Annotated in this window: 21 protein-coding genes and 1 pseudogene; 7 read left to right on the top strand and 15 right to left on the bottom strand. The window is 47.0% G+C overall.

The window, feature by feature from the left end:
* Window positions 1–72 precede the first annotated feature (72 nt).
* Together B6N13_RS18970 and B6N13_RS18965 are read left to right on the top strand one after the other, a co-directional pair.
* Entirely contained in the window at window positions 73–1,092 is a 1,020-nt protein-coding gene (locus B6N13_RS18970; RefSeq protein ID WP_011788522.1) for an efflux RND transporter periplasmic adaptor subunit, read from the top strand.
* A 9-nt stretch (window positions 1,093–1,101) separates the two neighbouring features.
* Window positions 1,102–4,224, top strand: a complete 3,123-nt coding sequence (locus tag B6N13_RS18965; RefSeq protein WP_011788521.1) for a CusA/CzcA family heavy metal efflux RND transporter — start codon at window positions 1,102–1,104, stop codon at window positions 4,222–4,224.
* A 65-nt stretch (window positions 4,225–4,289) separates the two neighbouring features.
* Here B6N13_RS18965 and B6N13_RS18960 read toward each other — a convergent pair whose 3' ends face one another.
* The 15 genes from B6N13_RS18960 to B6N13_RS18890 all read right to left on the bottom strand — a co-directional run bounded on the left by B6N13_RS18960 (window position 4,290) and on the right by B6N13_RS18890 (window position 16,135).
* On the bottom strand, window positions 4,290–4,700 hold the full coding sequence (locus tag B6N13_RS18960; RefSeq protein ID WP_008985542.1) for a DUF3703 domain-containing protein: 411 nt from the start codon (window positions 4,698–4,700) through the stop codon (window positions 4,290–4,292).
* A 372-nt stretch (window positions 4,701–5,072) separates the two neighbouring features.
* Entirely contained in the window at window positions 5,073–5,780 is a 708-nt protein-coding gene (locus tag B6N13_RS18955) for a hypothetical protein (RefSeq protein WP_011788520.1), read from the bottom strand.
* Between the two features lie 89 nt (window positions 5,781–5,869).
* Window positions 5,870–6,943 (bottom strand): primase-helicase zinc-binding domain-containing protein, encoded by a 1,074-nt coding sequence (locus B6N13_RS18950; RefSeq protein ID WP_011788519.1) that lies wholly within the window; start codon window positions 6,941–6,943, stop codon window positions 5,870–5,872.
* Window positions 6,944–7,034: 91 nt separating this feature from the next.
* Window positions 7,035–7,376: a hypothetical protein gene (locus B6N13_RS18945; RefSeq protein WP_011788518.1), complete on the bottom strand. Its 342-nt coding sequence runs from the start codon at window positions 7,374–7,376 to the stop codon at window positions 7,035–7,037.
* Complete coding sequence (gene radC / locus B6N13_RS18940) at window positions 7,376–7,873, bottom strand: DNA repair protein RadC (RefSeq protein ID WP_011788517.1); 498 nt, start codon at window positions 7,871–7,873, stop codon at window positions 7,376–7,378. The genes B6N13_RS18945 and radC overlap by 1 nt, the downstream gene beginning before the upstream one ends.
* Before the next feature lie 83 nt (window positions 7,874–7,956).
* Window positions 7,957–9,612 carry a VWA domain-containing protein gene (locus B6N13_RS18935; protein WP_011788516.1) on the bottom strand — a complete coding sequence of 552 codons (1,656 nt, stop codon included), beginning with the start codon at window positions 9,610–9,612 and terminating at the stop codon, window positions 7,957–7,959.
* 69 nt (window positions 9,613–9,681) lie between these two features.
* A complete protein-coding gene (locus B6N13_RS18930) occupies window positions 9,682–10,122 on the bottom strand; it encodes a hypothetical protein (RefSeq protein ID WP_011788515.1) in 441 nt (146 codons plus the stop codon).
* A 61-nt stretch (window positions 10,123–10,183) separates the two neighbouring features.
* Entirely contained in the window at window positions 10,184–11,137 is a 954-nt protein-coding gene (locus B6N13_RS18925) for a DUF3150 domain-containing protein (RefSeq protein ID WP_011788514.1), read from the bottom strand.
* Between the two features lie 99 nt (window positions 11,138–11,236).
* A complete protein-coding gene (locus B6N13_RS18920) occupies window positions 11,237–12,004 on the bottom strand; it encodes a hypothetical protein (RefSeq protein WP_011788513.1) in 768 nt (255 codons plus the stop codon).
* The gene (locus B6N13_RS18915) at window positions 12,004–12,963 is read right to left on the bottom strand and encodes an AAA family ATPase (RefSeq protein ID WP_000139695.1); all 960 of its coding nucleotides are present in this window, start codon (window positions 12,961–12,963) and stop codon (window positions 12,004–12,006) included. The genes B6N13_RS18920 and B6N13_RS18915 overlap by 1 nt, the downstream gene beginning before the upstream one ends.
* Before the next feature lie 209 nt (window positions 12,964–13,172).
* Window positions 13,173–14,189 carry a lambda-exonuclease family protein gene (locus B6N13_RS18910; RefSeq protein WP_011788512.1) on the bottom strand — a complete coding sequence of 339 codons (1,017 nt, stop codon included), beginning with the start codon at window positions 14,187–14,189 and terminating at the stop codon, window positions 13,173–13,175.
* Window positions 14,190–14,249: 60 nt separating this feature from the next.
* Window positions 14,250–14,393, bottom strand: a complete 144-nt coding sequence (locus B6N13_RS18905; protein WP_169460295.1) for a hypothetical protein — start codon at window positions 14,391–14,393, stop codon at window positions 14,250–14,252.
* An 82-nt stretch (window positions 14,394–14,475) separates the two neighbouring features.
* The gene (gene bet, locus B6N13_RS18900) at window positions 14,476–15,294 is read right to left on the bottom strand and encodes a phage recombination protein Bet (protein ID WP_011788511.1); all 819 of its coding nucleotides are present in this window, start codon (window positions 15,292–15,294) and stop codon (window positions 14,476–14,478) included.
* 79 nt (window positions 15,295–15,373) lie between these two features.
* Window positions 15,374–15,793 carry a single-stranded DNA-binding protein gene (ssb, locus tag B6N13_RS18895; protein WP_000795984.1) on the bottom strand — a complete coding sequence of 140 codons (420 nt, stop codon included), beginning with the start codon at window positions 15,791–15,793 and terminating at the stop codon, window positions 15,374–15,376.
* A 15-nt stretch (window positions 15,794–15,808) separates the two neighbouring features.
* The gene (locus B6N13_RS18890) at window positions 15,809–16,135 is read right to left on the bottom strand and encodes a hypothetical protein (protein ID WP_011788510.1); all 327 of its coding nucleotides are present in this window, start codon (window positions 16,133–16,135) and stop codon (window positions 15,809–15,811) included.
* Between the two features lie 367 nt (window positions 16,136–16,502).
* On the opposite strand from B6N13_RS18890, the gene B6N13_RS18885 reads away from it, so the two are divergent.
* From B6N13_RS18885 to B6N13_RS18865, 5 genes and pseudogenes are all read left to right on the top strand, one after another.
* Entirely contained in the window at window positions 16,503–17,105 is a 603-nt protein-coding gene (locus B6N13_RS18885) for a hypothetical protein (protein WP_011788509.1), read from the top strand.
* A gap of 108 nt (window positions 17,106–17,213) precedes the next feature.
* Window positions 17,214–17,633, top strand: a complete 420-nt coding sequence (locus tag B6N13_RS18880; protein WP_248280387.1) for an endonuclease — start codon at window positions 17,214–17,216, stop codon at window positions 17,631–17,633.
* A 73-nt stretch (window positions 17,634–17,706) separates the two neighbouring features.
* Window positions 17,707–18,444, top strand: coding sequence for an HNH endonuclease (locus tag B6N13_RS18875; RefSeq protein WP_014611282.1), 738 nt, complete (start codon window positions 17,707–17,709; stop codon window positions 18,442–18,444).
* Between the two features lie 211 nt (window positions 18,445–18,655).
* A pseudogene (locus B6N13_RS18870) lies at window positions 18,656–18,943 on the top strand (transposase); the annotation flags it as partial.
* 80 nt (window positions 18,944–19,023) lie between these two features.
* Window positions 19,024–19,249 (top strand): transposase (locus B6N13_RS18865; RefSeq protein WP_211172940.1); only part of this gene is annotated, 226 nt, incomplete at its 3' end.

Below are 19,249 nucleotides of genomic sequence, written 5' to 3'. Positions count from 1 at the left end.
AGATTATTGCCCCGCTGCCGCACTTAATTAACTGTGCGACGTGGCAAACAGAACATACAGGAAGATAGCATTATGAAACCACATGTAACACTGGCAATGTTTATTGCAGCCTGGCTGATGCCGATGCATGTAATGGCCGCCAATGAGCAAGAACAAGCTCACGTCCATGCCAAAGAACAAGCGGTAAAGCCGCAATCTGACACTAAGAAAAATGAAGAGCACAAAAAACATGAAGAACACAATGAGCATGAAGGGCACGACGAAAACGACGAGCATGAACACAACGAAACCCTAAGCAGCCGCATTAGTGATGATATGGCTACGGCAGTTAATATTGTCACAGACCGTGCTGACAGCCAGCGATTACGCCAACATCAGGTTGTTTATGGCAAGCTTAGCGCTGATCCAAACCGCATCAGCCATGTTAATGCCCGTTTTCCCGGTATTCTTACCTCGGTGAAATTCTCGCTGGGTGACAGCGTAAAAGCAGGCGATGTACTGGCCGTTGTCGAGTCAAATGAGAGCTTAAATACCTATACCATTAAAGCGCCAATTGACGGCGTTATTATTCAGCGCAGCGCCAATGTTGGTGAAGTCGCACAGCAGCAGACGCTGTTTAGCATTGCTGATTTTGGCGGCCTGTGGGCAGATTTTCGCCTGTACCCGTCACAACAAGATGCTGTCGCGACAGGACAAAAAGTGGTCATTATGGCCGCTGAAACTGAGATTAACGGCGTAATTGCGCATATCATCCCATCATTAACCCAGCCCTATCAACTGGCCAGAGTTAAGCTGGATAACCGTGACGGTAAACTGTCGTCCGGGCAATTGATCGAAGGTGCTGTGATAAGCGGTGAATTCAACGTTGAGCTTGCCGTTAAAAAATCGGCCATTCAAATACTGGACAATAAAAGCGGTGTCTTCGTGAAAAATAATAGCGAATATGTCTTTTCCCCATTGCAGCTTGGCCGTAGCGACATGGATTATGTCGAAGTGATTGCCGGTTTAAAGCCCGGCCAGTTGTATGTCACTACAAACAGCTATCTGTTAAAAGCGGATATTGAAAAATCTGAAGCCGAGCATGATCATTAAGGGGGCACTATGATTGAATCCATGTTGCGCCTGGCTATTGCGAGGCGGTATCTATTTTTAATGCTGACACTGTTGATTATTGCCATTGGTAGCTGGAGCTACCAACAGTTACCGATTGATGCAGTGCCGGATATTACTAACGTTCAGGTACAAATAAACACGGCGGCACCGGGTTATTCGCCACTTGAAGCAGAGCAGCGTATTACCTATCCGGTAGAAACTGCCCTGTATGGCTTACCCAATTTAAGTTATACCCGCTCATTGTCACGCTATGGCTTGTCACAGGTAACGGTGGTGTTTGAAGAAGGCACGGACATCTACTTTGCCCGCAATTTAATCAACACCCGGTTAAGCGCTATCAAGGATATGTTGCCTGAGGGCATAGAGCCTGAAATGGGCCCTATTTCAACCGGTCTTGGTGAAATCTTTATGTATACGGTGCAGGCCAAGCCGGGCGCGCTGCAACAAAATGGTTCACCTTACGATGCCATGGCACTGCGGGAAATCCAGGACTGGATAATAAAACCTCAGCTGGCACAGGTTAAAGGTGTGGTGGAGGTAAACAGTATTGGTGGCTACAACAAGCAATACCATGTGTTACCCGACCCACTGAAACTGCTTAATTATGGCCTGAGTATTAAGGATGTTGAACTGGCCCTGCAAGCCAACAATGACAACCGGGGTGCCGGTTATATTGAACGTGAGGGCATGCAACTGCTGGTACGCTCGCCCGGTCAGTTAACCTCTCTGGATGACATTGCTAATGTCATTATTACGCAATACGACACAATACCGGTAAAGCTGAGTGACGTTGCCGATGTTGCCATTGGCAAAGAGCTGCGAACCGGTGCGGCAACTCAGGATGGTAAAGAAGCTGTGCTGGGTACAGCCATGATGTTAATTGATGAAAACTCACGCACAGTGGCACGCGATGTCGCGCAAAAGCTGGAGCAGATCAAAAGCTCTCTGCCAGAGGGTATTATTGCTGAAGCCGTATATGATCGCACCACCTTAGTGGATAAAGCCATTGCAACCGTCAGTAAAAACCTGCTGGAAGGCGCATTACTGGTGATCGTAGTGTTGTTTATCCTGCTGGGCAACCTGCGGGCGGCGTTAATCACTGCGGCGGTGATCCCGCTATCAATGCTGATGACCATTACCGGCATGGTACAAGCCGGCGTTTCTGCCAACCTGATGAGCCTGGGTGCGCTGGATTTTGGCTTAATTGTTGATGGTACGGTGATTATTGTCGAGAATGCGGTTCGCCGCCTGGCGCAGGCACAGCACAACGGCCGTATCCAACCGCTAAAAGAGCGCTTAAATACGGTGTATCTGGCAACTGCAGAGGTTATCCGGCCCAGTTTGTTCGGTGTGGCCATTATTACTATCGTGTATATTCCTATTTTTTCGCTGACCGGTGTCGAAGGTAAAATGTTTCATCCTATGGCAGCGACTGTGGTGATGGCCCTGTTATCCGCTATGGTGTTGTCGCTGACCATTGTGCCTGCCGCTGTGGCGGTGTTCTTAAATGGTAAAATCAGTGAAAAAGAAAGTGCGGTCATAAGAGGCGCTAAAACCCTGTACGCACCGCTATTAGCGCTGGCACTCAAATTTCGCTGGCTGGTGATTGGTTTGGCCAGTGCTCTGGTTGGTGTGTGTCTGTGGTTGGCGACCACGTTGGGGGCAGAGTTTGTGCCTCAGCTTGATGAGGGCGATATCGCTTTACACGCCATGCGTATTCCGGGCACCGGCTTAGAACAAGCCGTTGCAATGCAGGAAATTCTGGAGCAGAAGATCAAAACCTTTGCTGAGGTTGATAAAGTGTTTGCCAGAATTGGTACCCCAGAAGTGGCGACCGATCCGATGCCACCCAATGTGGCTGACAACTTTGTGATATTAAAACCGCGCAGTGAATGGCCCAATCCGGATAAAACCAAAGCCCAATTGGTCGCTGAAATGGAGGCTGCTTTGGCGACATTGCCGGGCAATAACTATGAATTTACCCAACCTATTCAGATGCGTTTTAATGAACTGATTTCCGGTGTACGAGCTGATCTGGCTATTAAGGTATTTGGCGATGATTTAGATCAGATGGTTACAAGCGCTAATCAAATTCTGCAAGCCGTCAACAAGGTGCAAGGTGCTGCGGATACTAAAGTGGAACAAGTCACTGGTTTGCCAACCTTGTCGGTGATCCCCAACCGAACTGCGCTTGCCCGTTACGGCTTAAATGTGGTTGAACTACAGGACTGGGTATCAGCGGCAATTGGAGGTACGTCGGCCGGTATTCTGTATGAAGGTGACAGACGCTTTGAGCTGATTGTGCGCTTGCCGGAAACCCTGCGTCGCGATCTGGACAAACTGGCGGTGTTGCCGGTGCCATTACCAAATGGGGACTTTGTACCGTTACAGGAAGTGGCTACCTTAGATGTGTCGCCTGCGCCGGCGCAAATTAGTCGTGAAAATGGCAAACGCCGGGTAGTGGTAACCGCGAATGTGCGCGGGCGAGACCTTGGTAGTTTTGTAGAAGAGGTAAAGGCCCAAATCAACCGTGACGTTAGATTACCAGCCGGTTACTGGCTGGACTATGGTGGTACTTTTGAGCAGCTGGAGTCCGCCAGTCAGCGCCTTAGCATTGTGGTGCCTGTTACGTTGCTGCTGATTTTAGGTATTCTGGTGATGGCTTTTGCGTCATTTAAAGATGCGTTGATTATCTTCAGCGGTGTGCCGTTGGCGCTCACCGGTGGTGTGTTGGCCTTGTATTTGAGGGGTATGCCTTTATCAATCTCTGCTGGCATTGGCTTTATCGCCTTATCAGGCGTAGCGGTGTTGAACGGTCTGGTGATGCTGAGCTTTATTCGCGATCTCTGGCGTGAGAAAGGTGACTTGCTGTTAGCGATAACGGAAGGCGCGCTTACCCGGTTGCGCCCTGTGCTAATGACCGCTTTGGTCGCGAGCCTCGGTTTTGTGCCGATGGCGATTAATATTGGCACCGGTGCTGAAGTGCAGCGCCCGCTGGCGACAGTGGTGATTGGCGGTATTATTTCGTCAACCTTGCTGACATTGTTGGTATTGCCCGTGTTATATCATTGGGTGCACAAAAACGATAACCGCAAACAGCAAACGGAATAATCATTAACCTGCTTCGCTGCAGCATTGGGCTGCAGCGAAGAACGTTTTGGCAATAGTATGGGTGTTTATGCTAATACGATTAAAACGATAACCGCGTAAATAGTCAGGCGTATTAAGACGTCCCGCCAAATGGGGCTGTCAGCTAGCAAGGGTTGCAAGTCAGCTGGCAAGGGCACTGGCTTTAAAGCAGAGATATTCGCGCCTCCAGGATTTCCCCTTGGAACCCAACCAAATATAAAACCCGGAACCGTTGCTATCAAACGGACGATCTGACCAATAACCTCGCGATTATCATTGCGTTTAAGCCCAATTCGTAACATCTGCCAGTGCGTCGCTATGTGCGGTATAAAATATCTCTGCCCTAAAATATGCGCTCTTTCAAGAGACTTAAACGCATTGTCTAAATCATTGACTTGTTCAGCCTCCATGGCTGAGCGCATACTGATTTGGTACTCATGTTTAATTTTTTTATTCATTTACTATCACTAAGATAATGAGTCTGCGAAAGAAAAGAGCAATCCTCGATCGCTAAATAAGAGACGCGAAGCATATCACTGATTATTAAATTAAAGCTTAACTTAAGTGTACTCTTTAGAGACTACATACATTAGATAATGATAAGACATAGATTCTATTCTGCACTTTAATGTGCATTAAAGTACAGTTCTTTAACTGGAACAGCAACAAACTGCATACCTTGTCACTAACATAGTTAATTTAGATACTGCTTTCACTATTCTAGTAAATATTAGCAATATGTAAAAAAACTTGAGTTGTGATTGATTAAAATAGTGATGTCCGCTTTTGGCACATAAGTAATATTCATAAAGTGCGAATACTACATTAGCTCACTTAACTGCAAAAACCGTAACCAAAGTTTTAATTGAGCCACTTGGAACCATAACAAAGTACATCTTGCTCCCCATGTATTGCCAGAACTCGGCCTCTTGTGCATATTTTTTTGCTTTTTGGATAGTGACGCTTTCTGGTAACTGGGCTTTAGTTAGCGCAGAACATAGCAGCTTTGAGCACAAAGCCTTCCAAGGATGCTTAGGTACACCGTCTGAAAGCCGTTCCACAAACCGTTCCTGTGCATGACGAGTCACCACGACAGGCCCAATACTTGGCACATTGATGACCTCATCGATTTCTCTCACGGTAGCATTATCGACGCAGTATTCTTCGAAGGAATGGGAGAGCCATTCTTCCCGTTTTTCTACCGATATCTGTGCTTCTTGGTAGCGGGTGAGCAAGAACCTAGTCAGGCTGTAAAGTGAATGCTGAGTTGAGCGTTGTTTCTGTAACTTTTTGATGGCTCCTTTACTGACCCGGATTTGAAGCCCATTACCGCTTCGGTTACTCCCCATCACCTCTTTCACTGACAGTAGGTGATGAATAGCATAAACCTCAGCTGCAATTGGCTTTTGCTGCTCAGGTAGCTTGTCGTATTGCTCACCTAAATCGACCTTTAGCTCACCACCTCTTCGAAGGCCGGTCTTCCAGTAAACCGTAAACTCACCATCAATCTGCTTTGTTAACAGGGTTAATACCATCATATTTGTTTCTCCTATTGGTTATCTATTTTTCATTCTCCATGTTTTTTCAAATATGCAAGGCGCAAAAAAAGGGGCCGAAGCCCCTTGGATCAGATATGAACTTTCGGAAAGCCCATGGCACCGTAAACATTCAGCACATCATTCCAATCCCAACTTTTCACGCCGAGTGACGTTGGTATCGGAGGGATCAACATTTGTGTCAGAATGCCTTTTTGCCAGGCTTTTTTCTTGAGTTCATTCGCTGCATTCAGGCCGGTCTCAGATAGATCATGATCTGCCCAGATGTACAGCATTTTCACATTACTTGGTGGTTCAAACCTAGCAAGTAGCGTTGCATTCACAACCGACCAACATGTTTGTCCCGTTGCTCTGGTAACAGCTAAAGCCGTTTCGATACCTTCAGAAACACCTAGTACCTCACCAGGCTCACCAATCGGAATGGCACCGCCAGTGATTGTTCTGTCACTTGGTATCGGCATCATCTTTTTAGGCTTTTCAACCGGCGCTTTGAATCCATCTTCACTTAGGTAGATCCGATGGAACGTGGCCGAACGCCCTTGCTGCGTAACGATTTTACCTAGCAGCGCTGGGTAGCTATCGATCAACAGACCATCTTCATCATGGTAAGGCAAGCTTGGATGAAACCTCAGCACCGAATCCCATTCAGGACGAAGCCGGGTAACAATGCCACGACGACGCAAGTAGTTCCAAACTGGTTGCGCACGAGTATCTGCAAGAGATAACGTTTCTCCCCAGGTTTGATTCAAGCGATGGATAATCGCTTTGTCCTCTTCCTGCTTTTTAGCCTTCCAATCAACAGCGTTACTCGGTATTGGCCGAGTAGGCGCTTGTATTTGTCCGGGTTGAATACCTAGAACTTGGCCGATTGCTTCAATAGACTGAGCAAAGTTCCATCCATTAATCCAAGACAACAGTTCAAAGCCATCATGAAAGATACCGCAGGTGTTACAAACGCCACCTCCGGTATATTCAGCATCTTTGAACAGCCTAAAGCCATCACGACCGCCATGAACAGGACAAGCCACATGACGGCCTTTTCGAGCAATAGCGGCATCAAGTTCTGGCGCCAACGCCGCCAGTATTTGAAGCCATTGGCCATTAAGATATGGCCTTACTGTTTCAATTTGTAAAGGTAACGCCATATAACCTCCTTAAGTAAAATGCCGACTCCTACCACAGGTGGTAAAAGTCAGCTTGGGTCCTGCATTGAGCCGTTTGGTTAATGCAGGAACGTTAGTCAAGCTGGATACCATGTCGTCTTAATAGCCACATGATGGAATCACGAAGCACATCAGGATCGACAACCGCAGCCATAGCGCAAACACGAAAGCAAAATGGCGCTAATTCGTCATTTTGAATCCACGACAACACATCCTTTCGCAATCGAGTACTGACACGACCGTCTAGCAATACACGGATCGCATCCAATAGAATGCCTTCGCGTAACTGCCAGATTTCCGTGTCAGACCAAGTGACAGGGGCATCATCAAACTCAAATAGAAATTCGAGCTGTGCTGATGTGTGCTGATGGGACTGCTTTTGTGATGTAGGAGAATGGGCAATACGCCCATTCATTACAGATAACCGCGTTCGGCAAGCGAAACGCAGCCCTCGGATGCGACCACGACATGGTCAAGCGTTCGAATATCAACAAGTGACAAGGCGTCACGAAGTCGATGAGTGATGCGTTTATCAGATTCACTGGGTTCAGGATCACCCGATGGATGGTTATGAACCAATATCACTGCTGCTACATTAAGTTCTAGCGCTCGCTTTGTTACTTCCCTTGGATACACGCTCGCTGCATCTAAAGTGCCTTTGAACAGCTCTTCAAATCGAATAACGCGATGCTTTGTATCAAGAAACAGCACGCCAAAGACTTCGTGCTCATACTCGTGCATCAGTGTTTGCAGGTATGAGAACGCCGACGATGGCTGTTCAATTTTTCGACCTTTACTCAATCGACCACGGGCAAGCTTGAGCGCCATATCTAAGATATCCGCTTCAGTCACTTGCTCAGGAACGATGTAAGTACCGGTTTCTTCGCCAGCTAAGAACTTTTTGTTTTTCATAGGAGTCTCCAAAAAAAAGCGGAGACGAACCCATGCCCTGACGGGGACGGAATCGTCCCCGCAGGGTGGTAAAGTTGATGTGGTTACTGAATTAACAGTTGTTGTGTTACTTCGAATAACTCACGCTTCAGATCTTTGACATCGTTAATCACAATGCTTTGAGGAAAGAATTTCTCAACACTGCGTGTTTGAATCCCTATTCCCAGAAGCTCAAAGCCACTTCGTCTGCACCGGTCAACAATGTCATGCGTGGCAGCCCAATCATCTGGGTCACCATCCGTTAGCACTATCATTAGCTTTCGCTTCTGTTTTTGCGCTAACAAACTGTTTGCCGCAAACCACATCGCTTGTGCCATAGGCGTACAACCTCGTGGTTTTTGGTCAAAACAGGCGGCCCGATGTCGAACCGATTGCTTGGGCAATAACGCGATAGAAACTTCCTGATGAATACCAGGAAAATAACTGACCGCAGGTACAACACCCGGTATGCCTTCCAGTGCCATGGCCAAAGCCAAAGCAGCTTCATTGGCAACATGAAAGTACTTTCGATTACCTTCGCCAATGGGCTTACCCATTGAGCCCGATATATCGACAAGCAAGTGCACAGCAGCATTGGGCGCAATGCGAGGTTGCCTTTGAATAAACAATCTCGACTCACCTGCTTGTGAAGCGGCAAGACGATGAGTTGCAACTCGAAGACCGTGCCGTTTGGCATGATTCCGATTATCCTGACTGGACTGAACCATGCCCCTAAGTCGGGCTCGAATTTGAGCCGACTCAGACGCCGATAAGGTCAAGATGGCCTCATCACCCAACATAGCTTGCTCTGCTTGGGGCAAACTGAGAGGTGTGACGCCCTGATGTCCTTCAGCTTGTTCCGACAACACTTCTGCCACTTGGGCAAAGGTATCGGGTTCAAACTGAGCGGCACTGGCCTCTAAGGCTTGTCGCAAATTGTCAGCTTGATCAGAGTTATCTGAATCCCCCGTTTCAGCAACATCCGCCGTTGCAGACGAGTCTGTTTCAGGGATTTGACTGTCACTACTGTTATTGCTGTCATTACTCGCATCTTGTCCAATGTCATTACCGCTATCAGCATCCGACTCATCCTGTGGTGGACGAGATTCGTCTTCCAACATGGCAACGATGGCATCGACAAGTTTTAGCACTTCACCTGTAGATGCCAGGCTAGGCACTGCTGTAAGCATGGCGCTTAACCGGCTCATCGCTGCGGCAGGAAAGAGTTGTCTCACTCTTTCATCAACCGCTTGATACAGAGGTGTCAGCGCTTTCTGACCCAGAAAATGGCATCTCAAGCGGAACAACAACCAGGCTTGCAAGTTAGATGCAGGATCAAGCTGTTCAGGTACACTCATTTGCTGTGTGTCCACCATGTACTCAATCACTTGCGAAATACTGCGCCGGGTTCCGGGGTAATCCTTTGCCAATTCGTTTTCAATGCGAACGTCCTCAATGATATTGAGAAGTGCCTTACGGATCGGCTTGGACGACGCCTTCTGCACCATGTCAAAATTGGTATGCCGAATATGCGCCGCTTCATGAGCCAGATAACCCCAAGCTATCTGTTGATAGTGTGGGTCGTCTGGGTTTGCTGTTGGGATCACAATCCGCTCACCATCGGTAAACGCATCTTGTCCTTGAATAAGCACCTTCACACCAAACTTTTCGCCATAAGCGGCGGCAACGATTGGCAGTGCGTTTTTTAATGGATGATTCATGGGAGTCTCCTAATCATTAGGGGGAATACTCCCTCAGCGGGAGCGTTTCCCCGCTGGGAATATGGATGTTTAAACCTGTGCTTTTAGCTTATCCAGGTCGTATTTTTGACCTAACCAAGCCACCAATTGAGCTGGACTCTCGTGCTGCTCAAATGACGTTTTAAGCTGGTCTAAACTCAGGATGTCATCCAATGTCAGACCGTACTGATCTTGTAACTGAGTAGACACCTCGTGTTGATATTGCAGCCAGGCCCGCTCAAAAGCGGTTTGCTGCAATGCCATGTTTGGAACAAATACCATGGCCGTTACCCAAGCTCCTTGTGCGTCCACATCTGCGATCAAAACAGGATTCTTGGGGATCACGACACTATGTGTTGAGTACGACCGTTGTACTAACGTTCGACAACACGCCACTTCTGGTATCGATTCACTTTCAACCGCATCAGTCACACCACGAAAATGTGCTTCAAACTGGTTCAGTTGGCTGGGGTTATGGATGCTTGATTGCATAATTTCCTCTTACATAGTTCAGAGGACATGCGCCCTTAAGGGCAACATGCCCTCAAGGACGTTAGAAATAAAATGAGTTTGGTACAGTCGAACCAATGTTTGGTCTGACGGTTGGTTGTGGTATTGCACGTAAGTTATCAGCCTGAGCAGAAACTGGCTGCGCGGGTTTAGGTTCAGGTTTGGGCATCAGTTGTCTGATATCCAATTGACCTTCACCGTGCATTCTCATCTTGTCTGGATCAGACAAAATTAAAATGGTCGCCATCAGTTCGTGATAGAGATTGTCTGTCACAGGGCCGGTCTTCGGCAGACGAACAAATAAATTGTCCATCGCTTCAACCATCGGCTGAACTCGATGATCCAGGAATGACAAACCATCCAACTTGTCTCTTAACCGCTTCAGAGGATTAAGGGCTCGCTGACTGATTTGATTCTTTCCTGCAACGGAACGCTCAAACAGTTCATTGGCATCACGAGCCACTTCCCTAAAGAGGGTGTGTCCCATACCATTGACCTTGTCATCTAAGCCACCAGCTTGTTCAGCTGGTTGCATTCGATAGATGGCATAATCGAACTGAAGTCGTTGTTCCACGTCTTCGATGGGTGACAGCGCACGCCGGATTGCATCTGCAAATTCCGGGTGTTTTGCAACCCAGTCAAACGTCACCTGATCATAGTTGTCCAAGAACAACTGCTTGCACTGCGCAAACTCCTGACCGATCCGGTCAAGCTCTGGAACAATCTGATCAATTCGGTCTTCAGGGACGGCATAGCCACCTAAAAACCGCACACCGACTTGCTCACACAAGCGCTGCGCTTCTTTCTTAAGCCTTTCAAAGTTCGCCAATGCCTCAGGGTCGCAAATTTTTTTACTCCCTAAGCTGGCAACATCCTTCGGTGGAAGTTGGCTGCCATTGGCTAGTCTGAAATCTTCAGGCCTTAGTTTTTTTCTACCGCTCCAGATGGAACAGTCGATGTGACAAATCAAAAGTTTGTCGAGGGTTTGAATACTCATAGTGCATCCTCATGCGAGATGGGGACGCACCACTCCCAACAGGAGCAATGGCCCCCCGTTTGGGTGGTAGTAGTTGACGCGCTAATGGCAATATCACTATCAGAAATAGTAATTTTGCGAATCAGGCGACGATTGGTTGAGATCGATTTTCGCAGGCATTAAGTCCAGTGCTTCAGCTATCGGGCGAACCCGCTCTAAATCACTGCCTAAAAGCCTCAATACATCTTTTTCCAACTTCAGTTGGTCGGATACTTCTATCCCCTCAGGACTCGCTACTGTGAGCGAACACAGTGGTGGTAATTGACGCTTAAAGGCCAGTAACAGCAACAACGGCCACGGGCCATCATCAGTGTTAACAATGCCAGCGCCTTCACCTGACACAATGCTGATTTGATTGGTACTAGGTAATCCGCTTTTGCAAAACCCTAATGACCATTCTCCAATCCTGACCTGGTTATCATCAATAACAGCCAAGCCATAGGCTTCAAGCAGCTTTGCCATATCGAATAACGCTTTTTGCGCCAGCGAGATTTGGCCATTGACGTCCTTGCGAGTACGAAACTCCCAACTGACGTTATTGGCGCACGCGACGCTATCAAGCGCATTTGAGAGTTCAAATGGCCGCCCTTGATGATCAATGCCGACTTGTCCAACAAATCGATAACCCTTGTTGATTTTCTCATTGATTCTTCGGTCTGCTTCTGCGTTAGGATCAGTCGAGTCAATCAATCGCTGCTGCGACAATTGACCAGCTTTTCCAAACCGGACTTCAATCTCCTGGGTATTTGATCCAACGTAAATGGCCCATTCTTTGGCTGTCCCATCAGAATGACTGTAACGGTAAAGAGCAAAGCACTTTTCCATCATCAATCCTCCCAGTGGTCACCGAAGACATCAGCGGCAATACGGTGAATGGCTTCACGTTGCTCCAACTCAGCACGAGCCGTCAAAGACCGAACCAGTGCATACTCCACTGCGTTAGGAGCGCCTTTAAAAGCAAGTGTTAACTTTGCCCAGCGCACCAAGGTCCGAGTGGACATGGTGATACTAAGCTCAGCGCCGCCATCCGCGCCCCCAATAAATAGACGGCGAATGTCACCAGCCACTTTCACCATTTTTTGGCGAAAGACTTCTGGCAAGCCCGGCGCAACGTTCTCCAGAATGGCTTCCTCTACAGAAGGCTCTGCATAGGTCGCTTCGATGATTCTAAAGCGATCAAGAAAAGCCAAATTCTGTTGAAGCACGCCTTGATACAAGCCCGTTTGGTCACCGCTGCCCGCACTGTTGCCGGTAGCGATAAAACGAAACTTGTTATGTGGCATGATGATCTCACCGCCATTTTGTGCGATGACCAACGGGGCACCTTCCAAAATGTCATTCAGCCCAGCCAGTTCAGCAGGCTCAGCAAGATCCATTTCATTAATGATCAGTAAATGGCCATGCTTTACAGCCAGTGCCAGCGGTCCATACACAAAGGTCATGTTGCCATTAACCAGCGTGTGGTGACCGATAAGATCGGACAACTCCAATCGACCGTGCGCAGTAATTTGCTGAACAGGCCAATTCAATCGAGAAGCAACTTGGCAAATTAGCGAGGTCTTACCGCATCCCGTGGGGCCTGTAATATACAAACCGTCACCGTCTGGGTGAGACAAGAACGCCAATACGTCACGTAAGTCTTCTTTTCTAAAAACATACTCGTCCTTGCGAACGGGAATGTTTGGATGGGTAGTGTCGGCACCATATCCTTCCAGAACGAAAGCATCAGGAGCCGGGACATTAAACGCTTGATTCACTTGAACCAAAAATGGGGATTGTTCTGTCATGGTAAACCTCATTAGTTTTAACGAGGCCCCATGCCCCAACAGGGAATGAAGTCCCCGTCGGGTGGTGTGTTGATTGTGGTATGGCTGTGTATGTAAGAGTTCAGCTCGCTCTATCATTCGTACCCAGCATTGGCTACGAGTGAAACTGCTTTCTGATGCACTCGATGTAAGCGCATGAGAAAGGAGCCGAAATCGGCTCCAAGTGAACGTTAAAAGTAAAATGAGCTCGGCGAGTCACCTGGCAGAACCAAGTTATCTTGCTCAAGACTGATTTTGATTGGTGTTTCAACGGGCTGCTCTGGCTTATTGGTGCTAATGCGCAACCGCTCTTGTGGCGCTTTTCGGTAAGCGGCTAAAACCTGTTCATCCAGCTCGCCTAACTTATCGGTGGCCAATTGCTTATAGTCCACCGTGCCCGCCATCATGTAGCGGCTGAGTTTGACCCCAGCATAGTCGGCATGAGCGTAGTTACCCATCATGGCGACCAATTTTGACTGGGCGTCTCGCATTTCCTCTTTCAAAGATTTAATGTGATTTTCCAGTCGGACAACTTCGGAATGTGCTGAGCAATACTGCCGAGACAGCGATGTCCAGCGGTATTGGGCTTCACCCTTGGGAACAAAACAATCTTGTTCAGGGCATTTTGACGGTTCTTTTTTGGTCTGTACTAACTCCCAAAACTGAAGCGCTGTTTCTTGCAATTCAGTTAAGAACGCCGCGTCTCGTTGTATTTCAAACTCAATCAGTTGATCCTCAAAATAGAATACCAACCAACCACGCGTGCTATTGGCGACCAGTATTTGATGCTGTACTTGCACCCAATACAACTGGTACGCCTCGCTTTGTTCTCTGTGAGCTTGCACATCCTCAAAAACTGACTGGCAAGGACATTTCAGTTCAACGGGTTCGCCCGCATCGTTGATGCCATCAAAGCTGGCTCGAAAGATTGCGTTATGATCAGCTTCAGCACATAACGGCAGAAGAAAGTCATTATGCGCATTCTCAAATGCTCGCCTTGCTTGAGGCTCCAACCGTATACCGCGAAGCACATTAGGATTATTTGACAGGTCTTCCGGTAATACGAATCCGGTTTTTTCTGCCCATAATCGCCAAGGTGTTTTGTAGGGTGAACGCCCCATAATAATTGGGGCTTCAGATGCCGTAACCCCTGCAATGCGCCACTGGTGCCATGCAGGAGTACGTTGTGATAGGTCGATAACCTTCATATTGCCTCCTTTGAGGGGAGACTCCCCCGAAGGAGAGAACTCCCCTTCAGGGTTAAGTGGTTACTTTGCAGCTTGCGCTAACGCTGTTTGGTGCTGAACAACACTTGCTTGAACCGAATCAATTGCCGCTTTACCGGCTTGAATCGAACCTAAGACAAGGGCAACAACCAATACCAAGCGAAAAAATGAGGCTGATTTAGTCATGGAAGATCTCCAAAAAAAAGACGAGACCTTCCCCCTGACGGGAGAAAAATCCCGCCAGGGTTAGTAAAATGAATGCGTGGCGCTAAGAAGCTAAAGGCTGTGTGAGCGCTTTGGCTGCCTGTTGCTGTGCATTAAATATTTCTTGTTTCGCAAACGTCAGTTCAACACCCTGAAAATGTTCATTGGCATATTCCAATGCACTATTCCAAGCGTTTGAAGCTTCCGCCCGCTCGATAAGCTTGCAAACAAGCCCTCGGGTTCGATCATCAACTTGCTCGGGTGGAATCACCGATGGCTCAACAACGTGTGTTGCTTGGCCTTCGATAATTCGCTCTGCTTCGTCTTGATCGAAAATTCCCACAAAGCCAAACGCAATGCGGGAACACTGGATCATGGATTTATGTCTTAGCATTCGCTTAGTGTGCGTCTGCCATGGACCATCTACACGGTAAGGGCCATTTTTGCCGTTACCTTCAAAAGGCGGTCGATAGACTTCATCCAGATACTCAGTGATTTTGACTGGGTGCGAACGGTCGCGCCGATAGATGATGCATTCCATCCATTCAGGGCATTCTTTCGCGCCATCCAGGGAGACTTTGTTTTCTGAAGTCTTAAACTCCATGCCATCAAACTGGTCGTGTTGATTAATGATGCGAGACCATCCATCGACACCTACCACTGGAATAATCCCAGCTTGTTTATCAGGGAACGCAAAAATCTCTTTGGTGAAAGGGTTCAAGCCGTACTGATCTGCAACCACTAAGAGCGCCATCATCTGCTCATTGGTCGGTGCACTACCGTCACGTTGCTTAAATGCTGTTGCTTTTAGAGTATCGAACAACTTGTTTGGATCGACACTAAAGCGCTCAGCAAAGCGTTGGATTAGCTTTGGTTTTTCCATTTTGGACTCCGACAATCAAAGTGGGAGTCTGCCCCTGACGGGAAAGTACTCCCGGCTGGGTTAAAGCGTTATCGCTCGGTTAAAAATCTGGTTCAGGATAAGTTTGTGCCCAATTAGCTTGGGAGCTCGCATCATCCGCCGGTGATGGCTCGGATGCTTTGTTCACACTATCAAGAAGCAGAAACTCGTCCGCGTCCACTTCAGTCAATCGATGCTTAATGCCATCTTTCTCCCATGAGCGCGTGCGCTGAGGCCCTTGAACAAAAAGCTTCGCTCCTTTTTGGATCAAATCTTTTGCTCTTAGCCCTAACTTAAATCCACCACGATCTCGAAAAACAACCCGATGCCATTCCGTATGCTCTTTGAGCTCATTGGATTGACGGTCGCGCCATTTCTCAGAAGTAGCCAGTGAAATACTGGTCACTAAATCACCTGATGGATAGGCTCGTGTCTCTGGCTCAGCGCCAACGTAGCCTATGAGTGTTACTTGGTTTTTCATGATGTTCTCCTCGTCTTAGTTGAACTCTGTGCACACAGTCGCTTCTACCCGGCTGGGCAAAGAAGACTGACGACGCAGATAGGTTGGTATTTCGAGTAAAGCCATGTCGTACTGATGTGGCTCTTTGTAAAACGCAGATGTCAAACGGGGCATACCAGGAACTTTAGGCACTGCCATTGGACGACGTTTTGATGTTGGTGTGAGCAATCGCTTGATTTGAGTAAGTACAAATCGAAACGGGCGCACGCTTTGACGAGCAAGTAATCGCAAAAGCGACCAGCTCAGTTTTGCAAGCAACATAATGCCTGCGATTTGGATAATAAATCCGAAGATATATTCCATTGGTGACTCCTTAATTTGGTTGTGAAGGAGTCACCCCCAACTGGGGAAAACTCCCCCAGTTGGGTGGTAAAAAGGCGAACCGTAAGGAACGCATGGTTGCGCATGTAAAAACATGCAGGCTATTTGTTTAAGGAGGCTAGCTACCTCTTAGTACCACTGAGAATACTCAGCGGCGGGCTTCCTTTGAGCTCATGCTCTCAGGCGCAGATATCACTGAAACAGATCAGCAATATTTGATATTCAGTGTAACCGTCTTATCCAGACAGGATAGTCAGAAAGATGCTCAATTCTTCCACCTAGCTGAAAGGCCATTACCTCACTGAGGATTAGGCTAGGGACTGATTATTGTCATATCAGGAGCAAACTTATGGCCCAAGCAAAACCCAATTACTCAAAACCAATCTTTGAACAATCATTCACAATTAACAGCTTACAGGCGCAACGTGTCGTTGACCGTGTTTTTAAACGGACGGTCAGTGCGCTTTATGGAATCGATGTCATCTTGCGCATCATTGGCGATGAGAACGAAATTGATGAAGTGGAACAGATCATTAGCCAGTTGATCGAGGATTGCGCTAAGGTGGTAGACAGCGAACAAGCTCGTTTGGACAAACTGATGGAGTCCAACGGCATCGATGAAGTACCTGACTACACCGACCCGATTACCTTCAACGCCAAAATCAGCTCGCCTCAGGTTGGCCAGTTTGTCGGCTTAGTTCGCAAACTCGATGCGTTGATGATCTCAATGGACACACTCTGGTTGTCTAGCGTGCTTAGCAACAAACAACGTGTTGATGGCAACTACGCATGGCAACAGCGCATTATCAAACTTGCACGACGCATTATTGATATCGAAATTCGAGCACGAAAATCAGCCCAAGCTAAGGGTAAAGAAGCAGAAGTTGAACAATCGGTGCCTTTAACCGATGACGATATCACTGAAGAGGAAACAGATACCCCCGCCAACTAGCCAACCAGGCTCCCATCAACCAGCCCCTCTCGAAGGGGCTCTTCATCTTGCTGCATTTTCTATCAAAATCATTAAAATGAATTTAACTGTCATTTTTGGCCAAGCTACATGAATAGAACTGATTTTTTCGTTACTTTCTTTATAGCGTTGTTCGCTATACCTGCAATTGCAGAACACCCCACATCGTTCAGTCAGGCAAAACGATTTGCCCGAGAAATTTACCAAGACAACCAGAGTACGTTTTACTGTGGATGTAGCTATAACAATGATGGTGCGATTGATGCTGCATCTTGCGGATATGAACCAAGGAAGCAACCGAAACGAGGAGAACGCTTAGAGTGGGAGCACGTTGTCTCAGCTTGGGAAATTGGCCATCAACGCCAATGCTGGCAAAATGGTGGTCGTCGGAACTGTGAAAAGAATGATGCTGAGTTTTCTAAAATGGTGTCGGATCTCCATAACCTTGTACCATCTGTAGGGTCTTTACCTGTCAAGGCATTTAGTAGACATTATCTCGCAGCCCTTTAACTATCTACTTTTTTCGGGATTCCACTTTAATAATAAGTTGACATAACTTTATAAGAACATTTTGGTGATATTTATGTTTATTTCAGCACGACATTTTAACCAAATAAATATGTTTATTCGACGATTTTCTCAGACGTTATTTTTGTTTGCTACGGCCTTTTCTTTTTGTACTCAACTAGCAATAGCGCATCCTGGAGGCGTTGACAAATACGGAGGACATACGTCGTCTAAAACAGGCAAATATCATTGTCACACAGAAAAATGTAAACGTGCTCAATTACAAGTTGAAAATGCTACCCAAGAAGCTAGGCGTGAAAAGCGCCAGTTTAGTTCAGTATATAATAGGGATGATTGGGATCATTGGTTAGATAAAGATCGAGATTGCATTAATACTCGCCATGAGGTTCTTGCGTCAAGTTCGCTTAAGCCTGCTAAGATGTCTCCTGACGGATGCTATGTTAGCAACGGCGTATGGTATGACCCATACAGCGGGAATAAATACACAAGGCCTAGCGATCTAGATATTGATCACATTATTCCTTTGGCTTGGGCTCACCGTCATGGCGGGGCTTCTTGGTCAAAGAGTAAGAAGGCTTTATTCGCCAATGATTATGAAAATCTACTAGCTGTTGATGATGGGTTAAACCAGTCAAAAAGCGCAAAGGGTCCGGATAGATGGATGCCACCGAATAAAGATTACCATTGTGAGTACTTGAGCCACTGGAAGTATTTGATTGAGAAGTACAGCCTTTCCTATAGTGATAAGGGTGCTAGGAAATTTAATAAATTATATTCAAGCTGCAAATCTTAATGTTTCTGACCAAACATTTTTAATATAGTTTCTAGAAATGTAAAAGTCAGCACTGCCTCAACTATTGAAATAGAGGCGAACTAAAACGCACAATTAGCAAGTAAGGCTCAGTCGTAAATGTGCCCAGACTGTGTGAAAACTCTTGATCAAGATTCGCTAATCATTAGAATATATTCTAGTAGTTAGATTAATCTTCTCGGAGTTATTCTCCATGTCTCGTTTCATTTCAGGCCAAGGCCGACATCAAGCCACTTTATTCCCAGAAGTATTGGATGATTTTATCTCCGTTGAGAACCCAGTTAAGGTTATTGACGTTTTCGTGAATGAGCTTGATTTGGAATCTTTAGGGTTTCAACAAATGGTGCCTAAAGGTACTGGTCGTCCAGGCTATCACCCCTCAACTATGCTAAAGCTCTATATTTACGGTTACCTCAACCGAATCCAGTCATCTCGTAGGCTGGAAAAAGAAAGTCACCGAAATGTTGAGTTGATGTGGTTATTGGAACGATTAAGGAAACTGCGATTAAGTCCCCAATATGAGACAATGCCGATCTGACCATTACCTCAAGACCGAATGACATGAATCAGCTTTCCTTCGCCGATACCGAATTTACCAGCAAACGCCGCAAGACTCGCAAAGAGCTCTTCCTTGGTCGGATGAATGAGCTGATTCCATGGCTACAGCTCGAAGCTCAGATTGAGCCGTTTTACCCAAAAGCTGGCAATGGTCGGCGTCCATACCCTCTCGCTACCATGCTACGCATTCACTTTATGCAGAACTGGTACAACATGAGTGATCCAGCGA

Origin of the sequence: Marinomonas sp. UCMA 3892, from assembly GCF_012726345.1 — a bacterium.
Lineage (GTDB): Bacteria > Pseudomonadota > Gammaproteobacteria > Pseudomonadales > Marinomonadaceae > Marinomonas.
Note: the sequence above shows the minus strand (reverse complement) of the source record. Positions and strands in the feature narration are given on the sequence as shown.

Excerpts from the sequence above, each read along its gene's own strand:
- B6N13_RS18970 (WP_011788522.1), top strand. The coding sequence starts at position 73 with ATGAAACCACATGTAACACTGGCAATGTTTATTGCAGCCTGGCTGATG.
- B6N13_RS18965 (WP_011788521.1), top strand. The coding sequence starts at position 1,102 with ATGATTGAATCCATGTTGCGCCTGGCTATTGCGAGGCGGTATCTATTT.
- B6N13_RS18960 (WP_008985542.1), bottom strand. The coding sequence starts at position 4,700 with ATGAATAAAAAAATTAAACATGAGTACCAAATCAGTATGCGCTCAGCC.
- B6N13_RS18955 (WP_011788520.1), bottom strand. The coding sequence starts at position 5,780 with ATGATGGTATTAACCCTGTTAACAAAGCAGATTGATGGTGAGTTTACG.
- B6N13_RS18950 (WP_011788519.1), bottom strand. The coding sequence starts at position 6,943 with ATGGCGTTACCTTTACAAATTGAAACAGTAAGGCCATATCTTAATGGC.
- B6N13_RS18945 (WP_011788518.1), bottom strand. The coding sequence starts at position 7,376 with ATGAATGGGCGTATTGCCCATTCTCCTACATCACAAAAGCAGTCCCAT.
- radC (WP_011788517.1), bottom strand. The coding sequence starts at position 7,873 with ATGAAAAACAAAAAGTTCTTAGCTGGCGAAGAAACCGGTACTTACATC.
- B6N13_RS18935 (WP_011788516.1), bottom strand. The coding sequence starts at position 9,612 with ATGAATCATCCATTAAAAAACGCACTGCCAATCGTTGCCGCCGCTTAT.
- B6N13_RS18930 (WP_011788515.1), bottom strand. The coding sequence starts at position 10,122 with ATGCAATCAAGCATCCATAACCCCAGCCAACTGAACCAGTTTGAAGCA.
- B6N13_RS18925 (WP_011788514.1), bottom strand. The coding sequence starts at position 11,137 with ATGAGTATTCAAACCCTCGACAAACTTTTGATTTGTCACATCGACTGT.
- B6N13_RS18920 (WP_011788513.1), bottom strand. The coding sequence starts at position 12,004 with ATGATGGAAAAGTGCTTTGCTCTTTACCGTTACAGTCATTCTGATGGG.
- B6N13_RS18915 (WP_000139695.1), bottom strand. The coding sequence starts at position 12,963 with ATGACAGAACAATCCCCATTTTTGGTTCAAGTGAATCAAGCGTTTAAT.
- B6N13_RS18910 (WP_011788512.1), bottom strand. The coding sequence starts at position 14,189 with ATGAAGGTTATCGACCTATCACAACGTACTCCTGCATGGCACCAGTGG.
- B6N13_RS18905 (WP_169460295.1), bottom strand. The coding sequence starts at position 14,393 with ATGACTAAATCAGCCTCATTTTTTCGCTTGGTATTGGTTGTTGCCCTT.
- bet (WP_011788511.1), bottom strand. The coding sequence starts at position 15,294 with ATGGAAAAACCAAAGCTAATCCAACGCTTTGCTGAGCGCTTTAGTGTC.
- ssb (WP_000795984.1), bottom strand. The coding sequence starts at position 15,793 with ATGAAAAACCAAGTAACACTCATAGGCTACGTTGGCGCTGAGCCAGAG.
- B6N13_RS18890 (WP_011788510.1), bottom strand. The coding sequence starts at position 16,135 with ATGGAATATATCTTCGGATTTATTATCCAAATCGCAGGCATTATGTTG.
- B6N13_RS18885 (WP_011788509.1), top strand. The coding sequence starts at position 16,503 with ATGGCCCAAGCAAAACCCAATTACTCAAAACCAATCTTTGAACAATCA.
- B6N13_RS18880 (WP_248280387.1), top strand. The coding sequence starts at position 17,214 with ATGAATAGAACTGATTTTTTCGTTACTTTCTTTATAGCGTTGTTCGCT.
- B6N13_RS18875 (WP_014611282.1), top strand. The coding sequence starts at position 17,707 with ATGTTTATTTCAGCACGACATTTTAACCAAATAAATATGTTTATTCGA.